This is a genomic window from Mycobacterium florentinum, assembly GCF_010730355.1.
Classification (GTDB): domain Bacteria; phylum Actinomycetota; class Actinomycetes; order Mycobacteriales; family Mycobacteriaceae; genus Mycobacterium; species Mycobacterium florentinum.
In genome coordinates this window covers 3247437-3265719 of record NZ_AP022576.1, presented here as the reverse complement: position 1 = coordinate 3265719, position 18283 = coordinate 3247437, and the positions used below count along the sequence as shown (strand labels likewise).

Sequence of the window (18283 nt, the reverse complement as noted above, 5' to 3'; positions counted from 1 at the left end):
ATCGACCCGGATGGCAGGATGTCGCTGTGCCGCGCGGGGGGATGGAGTTCGGGTATGAAGACAGGCTTCAAGACAGGACGGGGCACCCTGATTGCGGGGATCATCGGCTGCGCGGTGCCCGCCGCGGCCGTGGCACTGCTGGCGGGGCCGCCGGCGACCGGCGCCAACGACCCGTGCGCGGCCAGCGAGGTCGCCCGGACGGTCGGTTCGGTCTCCAAGTCGATGGGCGACTACCTGGACTCGCATCCGGAGACCAACCAGACGATGACCACGATGCTGCAGCAGGCCGGCCCGCAGTCGGTCGGCTCGCTGAAGTCCTATTTCGAGGGCAACCCCAAGGTGGCCGCCGACATGGCCGGGATCGGGCAGCCGCTGACCAACCTGTCGATGCAGTGCAAGCTGCCGATCAGCATCCCGCAGGCCATGGGCATGATGCAGCAGGCGCAGGGCGCCGGCGGTCTGCCCGCCTCGCCGCCGGGTGGCGCCGGCACGTCGCCGGTGGGCGCCGGACTGGGGAATCTCCCGCCCGCGGCGACCTCGCCCGCGGCCGGTGGCACGCTGCCCGGCCCGTCGCGGCAGAACAACGCCGGCTAGCCGGGGCCTTTCCCCGGTTCGGGTGGCGGTAGCGGACCCTGCAGCGCGGCCTCGTCGCAGGGATCGTCCCAGCGCCGCAACTGAGGCTGGATCCGTAAGCGTGGATCCGTCGGCGGATCGTCGTCGGAGCCGCCCGGGTGCTCGGTGCGGAACACGAAGAAAAACACCACCCAGCCGATCGCGGAGATGAGCAGCCAACTGATCAGCCGGTAGAGCAGCATGGCCGAGATCGCGTTAGGCAACGACATACCGCTGGACACCAGGCCGGGCACCAGCACCGCCTCGACGACCAGCAGGCCGCCGGGCATCAGCGGAATCGTGCCGACGGCGCGCGCGGCCGCGTAGGCCACCGTCAGTCCCGCGATCGACGCGTGGTCGCCGGCCGCATACGCGGCGAAGGCGAGGCAGGCGACGTCGGCAATCCAGTTGAACATCGACCAGCTGAACGCCACCCCCAGGTCGCGACGGCCCAGGCTGACCGATTCGAGCTGCATCAGGATCTCGCGCCACTTGGCCAGGCCGGTGTCGGCCGGCTTGCCGCGCGCCGAGTTGAACAGCGTCAGGATGCGGGTGCCGATGCCCTCGATCAGCTCGGGCCGTGACGCCACCGCCTGAGAGAGCAGCAGCAAGGCGATGAAGCCGCCCAGGGTGAACAACAACGAGAAGGGGTTGTTCTTCGCGCCCAGGAAGAAGGCGCCGCCCAACCCGAGCAGCGCCAGCCCCACCGCCTGCAGCACACCCGACATCACCAGCTGCCAGGACGCCACCACCGTCGAGGCGCCCCAAATGCGTTGCTGGCGAAGCAAAAACGTTGCCGAGAGCACCGGGCCGCCGGGCAGTGTGGTGCTCAGCGAGTTGGCGGCATAGAAGGCGGCCTCGGAGCGCAGCTGCTTGACGTGCACCCCGGCGGACTTGAGCAACGTGCGCTGGATCTGGGCGAAGCTGTGCATCGACGCGGCGGCCGCGGCCACCGCCGCGAGCAACCACCACCAGTTGGCCTGGAACAGGCTTGTCCAGGCTTTGGCCAGCTGATCCCAGCCCAGCGCGATCTCGACGCCGAGCACGATCGCGACCAGGCCCAGCACCGCCCACCGCACCCACCAATACTTGCCCCGCGACGTCTCGCCCCCGCGCGCCGGAGCCGGCGGCCCACCCTCATCGGTGGATACGCCGCCGCCCGGGAAGCAGAGGTTGCGGATGGGTGTGTCGTGCGGCACGTGATTTAGGGTAACCGCGCAGGTGGCAAGGCAATCGCGACGCAACTCCGAGCGTGTCGCCGTCGTAACCGGATCGTGCTGACGTCACTACCCAACTCCGGAGCGGCGGATAGGCTGGCCGGATGCCGGCAAACTCCGACGACACCTCGGTCACGCCCCTGGTCCGAAACACCGCCGCCTGGGCGTGGCGTTTGCTGGCTATCTTCGCCGCGGCGCTCGCCTTCTTCTGGGTGGTGGCGAAGCTCGAGGTCATCGTCGTCCCGGTGCTGCTGGCGTTGATGATCAGCGCGCTGCTGGTGCCGGTGGTGGACTGGCTGGACCGGCGCGGCCTGCCGCGCGGCGGCGCCGTCGCGCTGGTATTGCTGGGCGGATTCGCGCTGCTGGGCGGCATCCTCACGTTCGTCATCACGCAGTTCATCGTCGGTTTGCCCGATCTGACCGAACAGGTCACCCGCAGCATCGATACCACCCGGCGGTGGCTGATCGAAGGGCCGGTGCATCTGCGCAGCGAACAGATCACCAACGCGGGTAACGCCGCGATCCAGGCGCTGCACAACAATCAGTCGAAGTTGACCAGCGGGGCGCTGTCCACCGCGGCCACCCTCACCGAATTGCTCACGGCCGCGGTGCTGGTGCTGTTCACCCTGATTTTCTTCCTCTACGGCGGCCGCACCATCTTCGCGTACGTGGCCAAGATCGTCCCGATCGGCGTGCGCGATCGGGTGATGGAAGCGGGCCGCGCCGGCTACGGGTCGCTGATCGCCTACATCCGGGCAACCTTCCTGGTGGCCTTCACCGACGCGGCCGGAGTGGGCGCCGGGCTGGCCATCATGGGCGTCCCGCTGGCGCTGCCGCTGGCGTCGCTGGTATTTCTCGGGGCCTTCATCCCGCTGATCGGTGCCCTGATCTCCGGGTTGGTGGCCGTGGTGGTCGCGCTGCTGACCAAGGGCATCATCTACGCGCTGCTCACCCTCGGCCTGCTGGTGGTCATCAACCAGATCGAGTCGCATCTGCTGCAGCCGCTGGTGATGGGGCGCGCGGTGTCGATCCATCCGCTGGGGGTGGTGCTGGCGATTTCCACCGGCGGTGTGCTCGCCGGGATCGTCGGCGCCCTACTGGCGGTCCCGACGGTGGCGTTCCTCAACAACGCGATTCAGGTGCTGCTCGCCCCGGATCCGGAGGCCGAAGCCCAACAGCTGTCCAAGGAGGGCGACCACTCGGCCGTCATGCACGCCACGCCGGACGATGCGCGCAAGGCGCCCGGCTAGGACTCGTGCGGTCTAGAGCCGTCCCTCGCGACGCAGCAGATCCTGCGCGGACAGCCCGCCGCCGGCACGGCGTCGTGGCCGCGAATTGTCGCCGTTATCGCCCTGGCCGCGGGCGTTCATCTTCTCGGTGGCGGCGTCGGGTTCGTTGCCCTCCGACCGCATCACCGGAAGCGCGGTGGTCGGGTCGGCCGGGTCGCCGGTGTTCTCGTGGTTCCCCGGAACCGGGATCGCCCGGGTCTGACCGGCCGACGGCGGCGGTGCGGGTGGCGCGGTCGGGGCCGGGGGCCGCGCGTCGGAATTGCCCTGCGCCGAGAAGCGCGTCGTCTTGGCCTCGGTCGGCTGGCTGGGACGGGCCGGGCCACGCGCGGCGCTGGCACCCGCGGGCAGTTCCGCGGCGGGCCGTGGTTCGGGCAGGCCCGACGGCCGCGACGGCTCCGGCGGGGCGCCCGGGTGCGTGGGGTCGTGCGGCGCACGGGGTTTCGCGGCGACCAGGCTGGCCGCGACCGGCGGGCGGATCGCCCGGCCGTTGACACCGGACCGCTTGCGCTCGTCGGGCAGGTCGATCTCGCCCAGGCCGATGCGGTTCTGCAGCCGACGGGCCCAGCGTGGCGCCCACCAGCAGTCGTCGCCGAGCAGCTTCATCACCGACGGCACCAGGAACATCCGGACCACGGTCGCGTCCAGCAGCAACGCCGCCATCAGCCCGAAGGCGAGGGTTTTCATCATCACCAGGTCGGAGAACACGAACGAGCCGGCGACCACGGCGAGCACCAGCGCGGCGGCTGTGATCAAACGGCCGGTGGTCGCGGTACCGATCCGGATCGCCTCGGCGGTCGACATGCCGCGCTCGCGGGCTTCCACCATCCGGGACACCAGGAATACCTCGTAGTCGGTGGCCAGCCCGAAGCCCACACACACGACCAGCGCGATGAGCACGACCATCAGCGGCGTCGGCGTGAAATTCAGCCACTTCGAGAAGTGCCCGTCGACGAAGATCCAGGTCAGGATGCCCATGGTCGACCCGAGCGTCAGCGCGCTCATCAGCACTGCCTTGATCGGCAACACCACCGATCCGAATGCCAGGAACATCAGCACAAGGGTGGCGCCGAGCAGCACCACCACCATCAGCGGGGCCTTGTCGATCAAGGCGTGGATGCTGTCCTGCTCCAGCGCCGGCGTGCCGCCGACCAGCAGGGTCAGGCCCTTCGGCGGGCTGATCGCCCGCAGCTCGTCGATCTTCTTCTCGGCGTCGTTCTTGTTGACCAGGCCGTTCTGGATCACCCGTACCGAGTCATCCTTGGGCCGGGTGGTCCCGTTCGGCCCGGCGACGCAGGAGTTGCCGGCGATCTCTGGGCACGGCCGCTCCTCCCACGTCTTGTCGGTGAACCCGGTGATCCCCGAGATCTTGCTGCGGATGTCTGCGACCTGCTGATCGGTGACCTTGCTGTGGTTGTTGCTCTCGATCACCACGGTCAGCTGCTCGGTGCGGTACCCGGGGAACTGCTTGTCGAAGTGCTCCTGCGCCAAACGCACGGCATTGTCCGGCGGCAGGTACTTCTCGCTCATGCCGCCGAGCGACAGGTTGCCCAGCGGAATCCACAGCAGAATCATGCCGACCGCGATCGGAATGGCGAAGAGCAGCGGCCGCTTCATCACCCGGTTGACCAGCTTGCCCCAGAAGCCGGCCTCGACCTCTTCACGGGTCTTGGTCTTCTGCAACCGCTCGGCGAACCAGTTGATGAGGGACCGCGATACCTCCCAATTGCGGAGGAAGGACACCCGGAACAGGGTCCGCACGCCCAGCGCGTCGACGTTGGTGCCCAGGACCGCCAGACAGGCCGGCAGCAACGTGATGGACAGTATTGCCGCGAGCCCCACGGCGGCGAAGATCGCGTAGGTCAGCGAGTGCACGAAGCCCTGCGGCAGCACGAGTAGTGCGGCGCTGGAGGCGATGATCAGCACCGCCGAGAACGCGATCGTGCGGCCGGCCGTCATCACGGTGCGCCGCACGGCGGCCTCGGTGTCATACCCTTCGGCGATCTCCTCGCGGAATCGGCTCACGATGAAAAGCCCGTAGTCGATCGCGATACCGAAGCCGATCAGCGAGATTACCGGTTGGGCGAAAAAGTGCACCGGGCCGAACATGGCGACGAACCGCAGGATGCCGGTAGCCCCGGCAATGCTTAGTCCGCCAACCATGACCGGCAGGCCGGCCGCGATCACCCCGCCGAAAACAAAGAACAGCACTACAGCGACGACCGGTAATCCGAAATATTCCAAGAGTTTCTGATCGGTGGCGATGGTGCCCGTCAGGGCGTTGGCGATCGGCTCCAGGCCGGCGAGTTCGATCTTGCCGCCGTTGAGCTTCTGCAGGTCGGGGGCGATGGCCTTGTAGTTATTGAGAATGGTGTCGTCGTCGTCGCCCTTGAGCGGAACGGTGACGAAGGTGTGCTTGTGGTCCTCGGTCGCCATGCCCTTGATCTGAGCGTTGGGGGGCTCGGCGCCCGGCGCCAACGCCAGATAGCCGGCCCAGCCGAGTACCTGACTGGAATGGTCCTTGACGAACTTGTTCAGTTCGTCAACGGTTTGCTGTCGCCAGGCCGGATCGTCGACGGTCTTGCCGTCGGGCGCCGTGAAGGTCGCGACAATCTGGCTGGTGCGATCGCGGCCGTAGGTCTTGTCGCCCAATATCGAAGCCTTGACGGACTGGCTGCCGTCGTCGTAGAAACCGCTCTGCGTGACATGCTTACCCAGGCTCATCCCGAAGACTCCGCCGCCAAGGCACAGAGCCACCATGACCCCGATCACGATGTACCGGTAGCGGTACACGGTTCGACCCCACCAGGCGAACACGTAAGCTCCTTACTGGATCACTAACAGCGACCCGCGCATTGGTTTTCCAGTGTCACACACGCGTGGTCAATAGCGCGGACAGCGGCCGGAACGGCTGCAGCCACGCCCCCTGGTCGGGCAGCGAATCTAGGCCGATCCGCGGCAGCGGTTCCCGGAAAACACCTTCGATGTCCTCCAGATCAACGAAGTCCAAGGTATCCGACGCTAGTGCCCAACTCGCGTGTTCGCGAAATCCGATCACCTGGACGGGGGTCGAGCCACCGACCCCGGTGTGTGCGATTTCTTCCAACGGCTGACGGAACGCTTGACCGTCGGCGGACGCTACGACCAGCCCCGCGAGCCCTTCTTGGCGCCGCAGTTCGATGTGGGCGAGCATGTCCCGGTCGACATCGCTGTCTTCATCTATTTTCGGCTTGGCGAAGACCGCGAACCCCACGTTGCGCAACGCATCCACCCAGGGTCGAACGACGTCGGCGCTGCCCGGGGCGATGTTGGTGAACACGGTGGCCTCGGGTTCGACGACGATGCCCGGCCGCCCGGCACTGACCTCGGCCGTACGGGCCAGCAGCCAACGACCCAAAGCGTCGAACCGGGGGCGTTCCAGCGCGGTCGGGCGGCGGCCCAGGATCGAGCCCAGGCCCATGTCGAGGTTGGGGGCGTCCCACACCAGCAGCACGCGCCGCGGCGGAGCATCGAGGCTGCCCAGGTCGCCGGTATCGCTTCCGGTGGGCGCCGCGGCGGCTTCCGCGGTCGTTTGTTCTGCGAGGCTCATACCCATCGTCTTTTCCAGATGAACTCGGATACCGAGCTGCCCACTTCTTGGGCTTTCAGCTCGTACTTGGTCGTGGGGCGCGTGGTCGAGATGGGCAGCGCGCTGCCGGGTTCGACGCGACAGAGCCGGGGTTCGGCGTCGCCCACTTCGGCCATCTGCTCGGCGTAGCCGGGGTGGTCCGTCGCGGCGTGCAGGACGCCACCGGGCAGTAGCCGGTCGGCGATCAGGGCGACCGTGGCAGGTTGCAGGAAGCGCCGCTTGTGGTGGCGCGCCTTCGGCCACGGGTCGGGGAAGTAGAGGCGAAACCCGGTCAGCGAAGCCGGGGCGATCAGATGCTGCAGCACCTCGATCCCGTTGCCGCGGATCAGCCGGATGTTGCTCACCTGCTCGCGGTCGACCGCGCACAGCAGCTGGGCCAGGCCCCGTTTGTAGACCTCCACCGCGATCACGTCGATTTCGGGTTCGTCGCGCGCCATCGCCAGCGTCGATATGCCACTGCCACAACCGATTTCGAGCACCAGCGGCGCCTGCCGGCCGAACCAGGCCCGGGTGTCCAGCGGTTCGAAGTGGCGCGGTATGTCGGAGAGGCCCACGGTCGGCCACAGCCGATCCCAGGTCTCCCGCTGGCTGCCGGACAGGGTGGAACGCCGCGAACGGAAGCTGGTGGCCGGCAGATAGCCCCGTTCGGGGGCGCCCGAACGCCGCGGCTCCGGCTCCGGCGTAATGCCTTCTTCGGTATCCAGGCCGGCTCCCACCTCCGCCGGTGCATCGGGACATGTCCCGACCCCGGGTTGCGCATGCATTTGTCCATGGTGGCCCATGAAGCCCCGATGTAGCCGCCCCTGGTCCAGATTGATACCCAACAGTTGCCTTCAACTGGTAACAGATAAACGGTGGCTCGCAACTCGAAGACGCAAGTGCCACTATGCGGTGGGGCCCGAATCTCCGCCCGGCAAACGCGCCCGGCATCGGCGACGGCCCCGCATGCGACCGGAGCAACGCCGGCATGGGGTGCCGGAGGATCGGATCGAGCAGGCAAGAGATGAAGGTACGGGGGAGCCAAGTTTTCGCCGACGAGCTGGCGCGATTTGCTGCCGGATGTGACGACGAGCGCGTGAGTGCGATCGCCGCGAATGTCGCGGCGCCGTTGCGCGCGGCGGTGCGTGGACGGGCCGGAGTCGGTCGCGGCACCGTCGCACGCGCCCTGGCGCACGCCGCGCCGGCGTCGGGAATCACGGTGATGCCGGCCGACGGCGAGGCCGATCTGGTCGTCCAGGTGATCGCTGAAGTGGTCAAACCCGAGGACGCCGACGCGATCGCCACCGCCGGTCGCCCGGTGCTGACGGTGCTGAACAAGGCGGACCTGGCCGGCCGGCTGTCGGGTCGCACCGCCGACGGGCCGCTGGCGTCCGCCCGAACCCGGTGCGCGCATCTCGCCGAGCTCACCGGCGTCGCGGTCGAGCCGATGATCGCTTTGCTAACCGTCGCCGCGTTCGAGGGGCTGGACGCCGCATCGTGGGGTGCGTTGCGGACGCTGGCCGCCCACCCCGCTTGTCTGCAGGGCTCGTTCGGGGAGTTCGTCGCGGCCGATAATCCCGTGCCGGCGCAAGCGCGGCTGCGGCTGCTGGACACCCTGGACCTGTTCGGCACCGCGCTGGGCATGGCCGCGGTCCGCAGGGGTGGCACGCTGCCGCAGCTCCGGGCCCTGCTGCGCCGGGTCAGTGGCGTCGACGCGGTGATCGCCCGGTTGTCGGCCCTCGGTGCCGAGGCGCGCTACCGGCGGGTGCTCGAGGCCACCGCGGAGCTCGAGGCCCTGGCCGTCGGCGGGTCCCCGGTCGGCGAGCGGGTCGGCGGTTTCCTGTCCCGCGACGACACGGTGATCGCGCGGATGGCCGGCGCCGTCGAGATGGCCGAGGCGGCCGGCCATCAGGTCGGTGACTGCCATGACCCGGCCGGGCATCTGCCCCGGGCGGCGCGCTGGCAGCGGCACAGCCGCGGATCGGCGAGCGACCTGCACCGGGCCTGCGGGGTGGACATCACCCGGGGGTCGCTGCGGCTGTGGTCGAAGACCCGGGAGTCATCGTGAGTCCCGAGGCGTCCGACGTGGCCCAGGTCGACGAACTGGTGGCGGCGATCGGGCCGCGGCTGGATTCGCCCGCCGTCAGTCGCCGCGACGTGGTGTTGGTGACCGGCCCGTGGATGGCCGGCGTGACCGGGGTGGCCACCGCGCTGGGCGAGCGGCTGCCCGAGCACAAGTTCGTCGAGTCGACGGATCTGCAGCCCGGCGAGGCTCCGAAGGCGGTGGTGTTCGTCGTCTCCGCGGCCGCCGAACTCACCGGATCGGACTGTGCCTTGCTCGACGCCGCCTGCGAGCACACCGACGTGGTGGTCGCCGTGGTGTCGAAGATCGACGTGCACCGCGGCTGGCGCGATGTGCTGAGCGCCAATCGCGACCTGCTCGCCGCACATGCGCCGCGCTACGCCCAGGTGCCGTGGATCGGTGCGGCGGGCGCTCCCGAGCTGGGTGAGCCGCAGCTGGATGAACTGGCCGACACCGTCGCGGCGCAGCTCGCCGTTTCGGATGTCGAGCGGCGAAATCGATTGCGGGCCTGGGAATCCCGGCTTCAGACCGTCGCGCAACGGTTTGACCGCGACGCGGACAGCGCCGGACGGCGGGCCCGGGTCGAGGCGCTGCGCGAGCAGCGCCGCACCGCCCTGCGTGAGCGCCGGCAAGCCAAATCCGAGCGGAGCATCCGGATGCGTGGCCAGACCCAGCAGGCCCGGGTCCAGCTGTCGCACTTCGCGCTGAACCGATGCTCGTCGGTGCGCAGCGAGCTGCAATCCGACGCCGCGCACCTGTCCCGCCGCGACATGGCCGGGTTCGAGGCGCACGCGCGGGGCCGGGCCGCCGAAGTGGTCAGCGAGGTGAACGAGGGCACCACCAGCCAGCTCGACGACGTCGCGCGCGAGCTGGATCTGCCGATGGAGCTACCGCCTGTCGCGCAGCTGCCCACCGTGGACGTGGCGCCCCCGCCGCTGAAATCGCGGCGCCAGGAGACCTGGCTGATGCTGCTGCTGGGCGTCGGGTTCGGGGTGGGCGTCGCGCTGACGCTGTCCCGGCTGGTGGCCGGGCTGGCCCAGCGGCTGAATCCGGCGCTCGAGATCGCCGGCGCCGTGGTGTGCGTGGCGGTCGGCCTGGCGGTCACCGTCCTGGTGGTCAAGCTGCGCGCCCTGCTGCATGACCGCTCGTTGCTGGACCGCTGGACGGGCGATCTGGCGTCGTCGCTGCGATCGGTGACCGAGGAGTTGGTCGCCACCCGGGTACTGGCCGCCGAGTCGTTGCTGAGCTCGGGGCTGGTCGCTCACGACGAGGCGGCGCACACCCGGGTGACCGAGCAGGTCAGTGCCATCGACAGCGAACTGCGCGAACACGCCATCGCCGCGGCGCGTGCCGCGGCGGTCCGGGACCGGGAAATGCCCGCGGTTCAGGCCGCGCTGGAGGCGGTGCGTGCCGAACTCGGAGAGCCCGGTACACCGCGACCCGAAGACCTTGCCGAGGACACTGGCGGGGCAGAAAACACTGAATCGGCCCCGGGGAGCGCGGATGAGGACAATTCCTGACCGTTTGAGCGCTTCTGAATCGTTGATGTGAGAAGGCTTATACCCGCCCGGGCCTTCCCCAGCAAGGGGATCGCGATAACCTGTAGCTAACGCCACCATGTCAATATCTGTGTGGGCGACTGCATACGCAATCCCAATATGCCCACGCGTACGGAGATGAATTCAGGAGAGTTCAATGACCTCAGCGACCATTCCCGGTCTGGACAATGCACCCACGAATCATCGGGGGTTGCTGGCTTGGGTAGAGGAGGTCGCCGAGCTGACCCAGCCCGACCGGGTTGTGTTCGCTGACGGCTCCGACGAGGAGTTCAACCGCCTGGCCGCCCAGCTGGTCGAGGCCGGCACGCTGAAGAAGCTGAACGAGGAGAAGCGCCCTAACTCCTACTTGGCGCTGTCCGACCCGTCCGACGTGGCGCGCGTCGAGTCCCGGACCTTCATCTGTTCCGAGCGCGAGATCGACGCCGGCCCGACCAACAACTGGATGGACCCGGCCGAAATGCGGTCCACCCTGACCGACCTGTACCGCGGCTGCATGCGCGGTCGCACCATGTGGGTGGTGCCGTTCTGCATGGGACCCCTCGGCGCAGACGACCCCAAGCTGGGTGTGGAGATCACCGACTCCGAGTACGTCGTCCTCTCGATGAAGGTGATGACCCGGATGGGCAACGCGGCGCTGGAGAAGATCGGCGAAGACGGGTTCTTCGTCAAGGCGCTGCACTCGGTGGGCGCCCCGCTGGAGCCCGGCCAGAAGGATGTGCCGTGGCCGTGCAACGAAACCAAATACATCACCCACTTCCCGGAGACCCGCGAGATCTGGAGCTACGGCTCGGGCTACGGCGGTAACGCGCTGCTGGGCAAGAAGTGCTACTCGCTGCGTATTGCCTCGGCGATGGCGCACGACGAGGGCTGGCTCGCCGAGCACATGCTGATCCTCAAGCTGATCTCCCCGGAGAACAAGGCTTACTACTTCGCCGCGGCCTTCCCGTCGGCGTGCGGCAAGACCAACCTCGCGATGCTGCAGCCGACCATCCCGGGCTGGCGCGCCGAGACTCTCGGTGACGACATCGCGTGGATGCGCTTCGGCAAGGACGGCCGGCTGTACGCCGTCAACCCCGAGTTCGGTTTCTTCGGCGTCGCGCCGGGCACGAACTGGAAGTCCAACCCGAACGCGATGCGCACCATGGAGGCCGGCAACACCGTCTTCACCAACGTCGCCCTGACCGACGACGGTGACGTGTGGTGGGAGGGCCTGGAAGGCGACCCGCGGCACCTGATCGACTGGAAGGGCCGCGACTGGACGCCGGACAGCGACGAGAAGGCCGCTCACCCCAACTCGCGGTACTGCACCCCGATGTCGCAGTGCCCGATCCTGGCTCCCGAGTGGGACGACCCGCAGGGCGTGCCGATCTCCGGCATCCTGTTCGGCGCGCGCCGCAAGACCACCGTTCCGCTGGTCACGCAGGCACGCGACTGGCAGCATGGCGTCTTCATGGGCGCCACCATGGGCAGCGAGCAGACCGCCGCCGCCGAGGGCAAGGTCGGCACCGTACGCCGCGACCCGATGGCCATGCTGCCGTTCCTCGGATACCACGTCGGTGACTACTTCCAGCACTGGATCGACCTGGGCAAGAACTCCGACGAGTCCAAGCTGCCAAAGGTGTTCTTCGTCAACTGGTTCCGCCGCGACGAGGACGGCGGCTTCCTGTGGCCGGGCTTCGGTGAGAACAGCCGGGTGCTGAAGTGGATCGTCGACCGCATCGAACACCAGGCCGGGGGCCAGGACACCCCGATCGGCATCGTGCCGACCGCGGACGACTTGGACCTCGACGGGCTCGACATCCGGGGCGGCGACGTGGCCAAGGCGCTGGCGGTCAACGCGGCCGAGTGGCGCGAGGAACTGCCGCTGATCGAAGAGTGGTTCGAGTTCGTCGGCGACAAGTTGCCCACCGGGGTCAAGGACGAGTTCGAGGCGCTCAAGCAGCGGCTGGCGGAGTCCGAGTAGCACCGCAGAGAAACCATCGAATCGGGCTGGCGCGCAAGACGCGTCAGCCCGATTTCTTTTTCGCCGGGTTCGTCGGCAAACCGGCGTTTGGAACCGCACGCAGCGGTGTATAGATAGCTAACACACCGAACCTGGAAGGCCGACGATGAAGTCAACGACAACTTCCGCGCTCACGATTGTGGTTGCGGTGGCGGGAATTCTGTTCAGCGGATGCTCGGCGTCGCAGGTGATCAACACCGGCGGCGATACCAAGTGCAAGGACTTCACCACCCAAGACGAGAAGAAGCAGAACGACGAGGTCAGCAAAATGCTGAAGGACAAGAGCGGCCAAGACCCCACCAATTTGGAGATCTCCGCGACGCGGCTGTCCGCGCAGACGTACTGCCAAACGCTGGGCAAGCCGGACAGCAAGATTTCCGAGGCGCCGCACGGCTGACGCCGCCCGAGGTAGTTCGGCTGAGCCGTCTACCGGCGGAAGTTGCACGCCGACGGCGCCGGTGCAGATCATCGAATCGTGATTGTTGATAGGCGTCGCGCCCTGGCTGTGGCGGCGGCGGGGCTGCTTGGTTCGGGCTGTGACACGACGGCGCGCGACGCCGAGCCCCCGGTGCCCTGGCCCACCGGTGACACCCTGGGCATCGGGCTGGAGGGCTATCCCTACCCGTACCCCGTGCACTATCTCGACGTCACGCACGTCGCGCAGGCGACGTGGATCGATCGTCAGGCACCGGAGTGGGAACGGCGGGCGCGCCTGGCGTACATGGACATTGCGCCCGAGAGTGGGCAACCACGAGGCACCGTCCTACTCGTGCACGGAAAGAACTTCTTCGGTGCGTACTGGAAGGACGTCATCGCGACGCTGCGCCGCGAGGGTTACCGGACGATCGTTCCCGACCTGGTCGGCTGGGGTAAGTCCACCAAACCGTCGACGCTGACCGCGGAATCGCTGGTGGCGCATCTACGTTCGCTACTCGATGCCCTCAAGGTGAATTCCGTTGCCGTCGTGGGGCATTCGACAGGTGGACTGGTGGCCATGCAGACGGCCCGGGCGTTACCCGAGCGGGTGGCGTCGCTGGTGCTGGAGAACCCGATGGGACTCGAGGACTACCGACACGGGCTGACCCGGCAGGTGGGGCATGACGACTGGGCGACCGACGAACGCTCCTCGACACCCGACCAGATCCGGCAGTACATCGGGCACTATTTCGTGAACAAAGATCCCCGGCTCATCGAGCCGTTCGTCGCGGTGCGAACCGCCATCGCGGCCTCGCCCGAGTTCGAGCGCTGGGTGCAAAGCTCGGCGGCGGCCACCGACATGTTGCTCAACGAGCCGGCAGTGGATTTCATCGCGTCGCTGCCCGTCCGCACGCTGTTCGTCTGCGGCTTGTCCGACCGCACCTACGTGGGCGCGAAGTACACCGCGCCCAACGAGCAAGCCGGCAAAGGGAATATCGCCGCGATGGCCCAGGCGTTCGTGGCCCGGATGCCCGCTGCCCGTTTCGTCGGTGTGCCCGACACCGGCCATGTGCCGCATCTGGAAACACCGGCCGCGTTCTTCTCGGCGGTGCTGGAATTTCTCCGTTGAGCGCTGTTGGGCCCCGGCGGCCCTCAAAACAGACCGATCGGGCCACTTGACACCCGTCAATTTCGACGGCGGTACAGTCGTCGCATGCAGATCCGCCCCCATCTCGGCGCCGACAAACCGGCGATCATCCTGTACCCGTCGGGAACGGTCATCACCTTCGACGAGCTGGAAGCGCGGGCCAACCGGCTGGCGCACGGGTTCCGAAAGGCGGGTCTGCGCGAGGGCGACAGCGTCGCGATCCTGATGGAGAACAACCAGCACATCCACGCCGTCATGTGGGCGGCTCGGCGCAGCGGCTTGTACTACGTGCCGATCAACACCCATCTGACCGCGGCCGAGGCGGCCTACATCATCGACAACAGCAACGCCAAGGCGATCATCGGTTCGGCGGCGCTGCGCGACACCTGCGCCGGCCTGGCCGAGCATCTGCCGAACGGGCTACCGGAGCTGTTGCTGATCGCTGGCCCTATTTCGCCAGGCGAGCTGCCGGGCTGGGAGCGCTACCCGGAATGCGTTGCCGGTTACCCGGATACGCCCATCGACGACGAAATCGAAGGCGACCTGCTGCAGTACTCGTCGGGAACCACCGGCCGGCCCAAGGGGATCAAGCGCGAATTACCACACCTGCCACCGGACGAGGCGCCGGGCATGATGTCGGCTCTGGTCGAATTCTGGCTGGACGCCGATGCGGTGTACCTGAGTCCGGCCCCGCTGTATCACACCGCACCGTCGGTGTGGTCGATGACCATCCAGGCCGGTGGCATCACCACCGTGGTCATGGAGAAGTTCGACGCCGAGGGGACGCTGGACGCGATCCAGCGCCACCGGATCACCCACGGCCAATTCGTCCCGGCCATGTTCGTCCGGATGCTGAAACTTACTCAGGCCGTGCGTGATTCGTACGACTTGTCCAGTCTCAAGCGGGTGATGCACGCCGCGGCGCCGTGCCCCGTGCAGATCAAGAAGGAGATGATCGATTGGTGGGGGCCGATCATCGACGAGTACTACGCCTCCTCGGAAGCGCACGGGTCGACGCTGATCAGCGCCGAGGAGTGGTTGACGCACCCGGGCTCGGTCGGCAAACCCATGATGGGCGGCGTGCACATTCTCGACGAGAACGGCAACGAGCTGCCGCCCGGTGAGGCCGGCGAGATCTACTTCGAGGGCGGGTATGCGTTCGAATACCTCAACGACCCGACGAAAACCGCTGCGTCGCGGGACAAGCACGGGTGGATGACCGTCGGTGACATCGGTTACCTCGATGACGAGGGCTATCTGTACCTGACCGACCGGCGCCACCACATGATCATCTCCGGCGGGGTAAACATCTACCCGCAAGAGGCCGAGAATCTTCTGGTCACCCATCCGAAGGTGTTGGACGCCGCGGTGTTTGGGGTTCCCGACGACGAGATGGGCCAGCGCGTCGTCGCGGCGGTCCAGGCCGTCGAGGAGGCCGACGCCACCGACGAGTTCGCCGACGAGTTGATGACCTGGCTACGAGACCGCTTGTCGCACTTCAAATGCCCGCGTTCGATCGCGTTCGAGGCGCAGCTCCCGCGCACCGACACCGGCAAGCTCTACAAGAACGGGCTGATCGAGAAGTACTCGGTCTGACCGATGTTCCGGGTGGTCGACCTGTCGGGCGCGCCGGAAGCGGGGCTGCCGTCGCCGCCCGGCGTGGTCGTCGGCGTCGGTTCGGCCGCCGAGATCGCACAGGACCAATTCTGGCTGGATGCAGCGACTTTCACGCTGACCGAGGAACCCTGCGCCGACCGGCGGGTGATCACCGTCGATTCGGTTCCCGAGACGCTCGCGGAGTTGCGCAAGCGTTGTGAGCACTGGCCACAGGCCAGCAGTGTCTGCGACGACGTGCTGCGCGCGGCGCCGCCCGACGGCCCGGCGCTGGCCGGGGTGGTGACCGAATCGCTGGCCTACTCCACGTTGCAGGCCGGCCCGGAGTTCGCGCGCTGGCTCGGTGAACGCGGCCCGGCCCGGATGCCCGAGATCGCCGACCCGGTGCAGGTGGAACGCGACGGCGACACCCTGCTTATCAGGTTCAACCGCCCACAACGCCACAACGCGTTTTCCACCGATGCGCGCGCCGCACTGCTGGAGGCGTTGACCGTCGCGGAACTCGACCGGTCGGTGACCGGGATTGTGTTGAGCGGCAACGGCCCATCGTTTTGCAGCGGCGGAGACCTCGCCGAATTCGGTACGTTCGCCGATCCCGCGAGCGCGCACCTGGCCCGCACCCGGCACAGCCCGGCACTGGCGCTCGATGCGCTGACGGCCAGGCTCGGCCGGGCATGCCGCGCCGAGGTACACGGCCGGGTGCTGGGTAGCGGTCTGGAGATGGCCGCGTTCTGCGGATGGGTTGAAGCGCAGCAGGATTCGCTCTTCGGTCTACCGGAACTGGGTCTGGGGTTGATCCCGGGCGCCGGCGGCACCGTCAGCGTGACACGCCGCATCGGCCGCTGGCGTACCGCCTATCTGGTGCTGTCCGGCCGTACGATCGGCGTCGATACCGCGCTGCGCTGGGGGCTAATCGATGCGACTTACGTTGGCGCGCAAGCGATTGCTCAGTAGCCGCCGAAGGTGGTGGTGGTCGTCGACGGTATGCTCGACACGGCAACGACGGCGATGACGATGTACAAGATGGCGATGATCGCGTACGTGACGCCACCCGCGATGGCACCGATGATCGCCCACTTCTTGGCGTTGCTCGACGCTTCCTGAGCCTCGGCGACTCGGCCCTGGGCCCACAATCCGGCGACCTTGTTCGAGTAGACCAGCGAGATGATCCCGAACGGGAGGCAGCACAGCACCGTGCACAGAATCGCCCAGACGAGGTAGTTATCCGGCTCTTGCTGGCCCGGCCAAGCGCCCGGCTGCTGGCCCGGCCAGCCCTGTTGTTGCGGCTGCGGCCAGCCCGGCTGCTGCGGCTGACCCTGCCACTCCGGTTGCGGCGGTTGGCCCTGCCACTCGGGTTGCGGCGGTTGGCCCTGCCACTCGGGTTGCGGCGGTTGGCCCTGCCACTCGGGGGAACCTTCGTACGGCCCTGGGGGATAACTCATGGCGACTGCCTTCCTGGGGGTTCCTCCGGTCCAAACAGGTTTACTCCCGCGCCGCTTTGCTGGTGCGTAAGTCTGGCAAATATAGCGCACAAGCGGAGGTCAAGCGCCAATTCAACCGCGCTCAGATCCCGCCCCGGGCAATCAGCTGCCCGGCAATCACATTGCGCTGGATCTCATTCGTGCCCTCGCCGACGATCATCAGCGGGGCGTCGCGAAAGTAGCGCTCGACGTCGTACTCGGTGGAGTAGCCGTAGCCGCCGTGGATGCGTACCGCGTTCAGTGCGATCTCCATTGCGATCTCGGAGGCGAACAGTTTGGCCATCCCGGCCTCCATGTCGCAGCGTTCGCCGCTGTCGTAACGCTGCGCGGCGTAACGGGTGAGCTGGCGTGCGGCGGTGAGCTTGGTGGCCATGTCGGCCAGGTAGTTGCCGACGGCCTGATGCTTCCAAATCGGCTTGCCGAAACTCTCTCGTTGCTGCGCGTAGGCCAGCGCATCCTCGAGCGCCGCGGTCGCCACGCCCAGGGCGCGGGACGCGACTTGGATGCGGCCGGTCTCGAGTCCCTTCATCATTTGCGAAAAGCCTTCGCCCATGCGGTCTCCCAGGACAGCAGACGCGGGTGTGGAGAAGTTGTCGAAGGACAGCTCGCAGGATTCGACGCCCTTGTAGCCCAGCTTGGGGAGATCCCTGGATATCGTCAGACCCGGCCCCTGCTCGACGAGCACGATCGAGATTCCCTTATGGCGCGGTGTGGCATTCGGGTCGGTCTTGCACAGCAGCGCGATCAGCCCGGAATGGCGCGCGTTGCTGATCCAGGTTTTGGCGCCGTTGATCAGCAAGGCGCCGGAGCCGTCCGGCAGCGCGGTGGTCGACATGTTCTGTAGGTCGGAGCCGCCGCCGGGCTCGGTCAGCGCCATCGTCGCCCGCACCTCGCCGGTGGCCATCCGTGGCAGGTAGGTCCGCTTCTGCTCCTCGGTGCCGAACAACGTCAGCAGCTTGGCGACCACTGTGTGCCCGCCCATCGCGCCGGCCAGGCTCATCCAGCCGCGGGCCAGCTCCTGGGTGACCCGCACATAGCCCGGCATCGAGACGGGCGACCCGCCGTATTCCTCGGGAATGGCCAGCCCGTAGATGCCGATCCGCTTCATCTGCTCGATCCACGCCTCGGGGTAGGTGTTGGCGTGCTCGACCTCGCGGACCGTCGGTTTGACTTCGCGGTCGATGAACGCCCGCACCGTGGCGACCAGCATATCTTCTTCGTCGTCCACCTCTGATCACCTTCCTGCGTTGCGCTTCGA

General features: G+C 67.6%; 15 protein-coding genes. 9 read left to right on the top strand and 6 right to left on the bottom strand.

The genetic code is table 11. From position 1 onward, the window contains the following. The first annotated feature begins 54 nt into the window (after positions 1-54). Entirely contained in the window at positions 55-594 is a 540-nt protein-coding gene (locus G6N55_RS15440; protein ID WP_085222467.1) for a hemophore, read from the top strand. Here the strand turns inward: G6N55_RS15440 and G6N55_RS15435 are convergent. Further along, positions 591-1811, bottom strand: coding sequence for a lysylphosphatidylglycerol synthase transmembrane domain-containing protein (locus tag G6N55_RS15435; protein ID WP_232078759.1), 1221 nt, complete (start codon positions 1809-1811; stop codon positions 591-593). The genes G6N55_RS15440 and G6N55_RS15435 overlap by 4 nt on opposite strands. Before the next feature lie 122 nt (positions 1812-1933). On the opposite strand from G6N55_RS15435, the gene G6N55_RS15430 reads away from it, so the two are divergent. Continuing rightward, the gene (locus G6N55_RS15430; protein ID WP_085222469.1) at positions 1934-3079 is read left to right on the top strand and encodes an AI-2E family transporter; all 1146 of its coding nucleotides are present in this window, start codon (positions 1934-1936) and stop codon (positions 3077-3079) included. Positions 3080-3091: 12 nt separating this feature from the next. On the opposite strand, the gene G6N55_RS15425 is transcribed toward G6N55_RS15430, so the two are convergent. From G6N55_RS15425 to trmB, 3 genes are read right to left on the bottom strand one after another with little or no spacing between them, the layout of a single operon-like run. Continuing rightward, a complete protein-coding gene (locus G6N55_RS15425; protein WP_085222470.1) occupies positions 3092-5932 on the bottom strand; it encodes an MMPL family transporter in 2841 nt (946 codons plus the stop codon). Between the two features lie 52 nt (positions 5933-5984). Continuing rightward, positions 5985-6704: a PIN domain-containing protein gene (locus tag G6N55_RS15420; RefSeq protein ID WP_085222471.1), complete on the bottom strand. Its 720-nt coding sequence runs from the start codon at positions 6702-6704 to the stop codon at positions 5985-5987. After that, on the bottom strand, positions 6701-7525 hold the full coding sequence (gene trmB, locus G6N55_RS15415; protein WP_085222472.1) for a tRNA (guanosine(46)-N7)-methyltransferase TrmB: 825 nt from the start codon (positions 7523-7525) through the stop codon (positions 6701-6703). Before trmB ends, G6N55_RS15420 begins: the two co-directional genes overlap by 4 nt. 221 nt (positions 7526-7746) lie before the next feature. Between trmB and G6N55_RS15410 the strand changes: the two genes are divergently transcribed. From G6N55_RS15410 to G6N55_RS15380, 7 genes are all read left to right on the top strand, one after another. Beyond that, on the top strand, positions 7747-8790 hold the full coding sequence (locus G6N55_RS15410) for a hypothetical protein (RefSeq protein WP_085222473.1): 1044 nt from the start codon (positions 7747-7749) through the stop codon (positions 8788-8790). Further along, positions 8784-10325 (top strand): hypothetical protein, encoded by a 1542-nt coding sequence (locus G6N55_RS15405; RefSeq protein ID WP_179968181.1) that lies wholly within the window; start codon positions 8784-8786, stop codon positions 10323-10325. The genes G6N55_RS15410 and G6N55_RS15405 overlap by 7 nt, the downstream gene beginning before the upstream one ends. A gap of 175 nt (positions 10326-10500) precedes the next feature. Continuing rightward, positions 10501-12327, top strand: a complete 1827-nt coding sequence (locus tag G6N55_RS15400) for a phosphoenolpyruvate carboxykinase (GTP) (RefSeq protein WP_085222474.1) — start codon at positions 10501-10503, stop codon at positions 12325-12327. Between the two features lie 145 nt (positions 12328-12472). After that, entirely contained in the window at positions 12473-12763 is a 291-nt protein-coding gene (locus G6N55_RS15395) for a hypothetical protein (RefSeq protein WP_085222475.1), read from the top strand. 78 nt (positions 12764-12841) lie between these two features. Beyond that, the gene (locus G6N55_RS15390) at positions 12842-13912 is read left to right on the top strand and encodes an alpha/beta fold hydrolase (RefSeq protein ID WP_139826862.1); all 1071 of its coding nucleotides are present in this window, start codon (positions 12842-12844) and stop codon (positions 13910-13912) included. Between the two features lie 84 nt (positions 13913-13996). Further along, entirely contained in the window at positions 13997-15526 is a 1530-nt protein-coding gene (fadD4, locus tag G6N55_RS15385; RefSeq protein WP_085222477.1) for a fatty-acid--CoA ligase FadD4, read from the top strand. Between the two features lie 3 nt (positions 15527-15529). Further along, positions 15530-16498 carry an enoyl-CoA hydratase/isomerase family protein gene (locus G6N55_RS15380; RefSeq protein WP_085222478.1) on the top strand — a complete coding sequence of 323 codons (969 nt, stop codon included), beginning with the start codon at positions 15530-15532 and terminating at the stop codon, positions 16496-16498. Here the strand turns inward: G6N55_RS15380 and G6N55_RS15375 are convergent. Then, a complete protein-coding gene (locus G6N55_RS15375; RefSeq protein WP_085222479.1) occupies positions 16492-16986 on the bottom strand; it encodes a CD225/dispanin family protein in 495 nt (164 codons plus the stop codon). The genes G6N55_RS15380 and G6N55_RS15375 overlap by 7 nt on opposite strands. 121 nt (positions 16987-17107) lie before the next feature. After that, the gene (locus G6N55_RS15370; RefSeq protein WP_085222480.1) at positions 17108-18253 is read right to left on the bottom strand and encodes an acyl-CoA dehydrogenase family protein; all 1146 of its coding nucleotides are present in this window, start codon (positions 18251-18253) and stop codon (positions 17108-17110) included. Between the last annotated feature and the right edge of the window lie 30 nt (positions 18254-18283).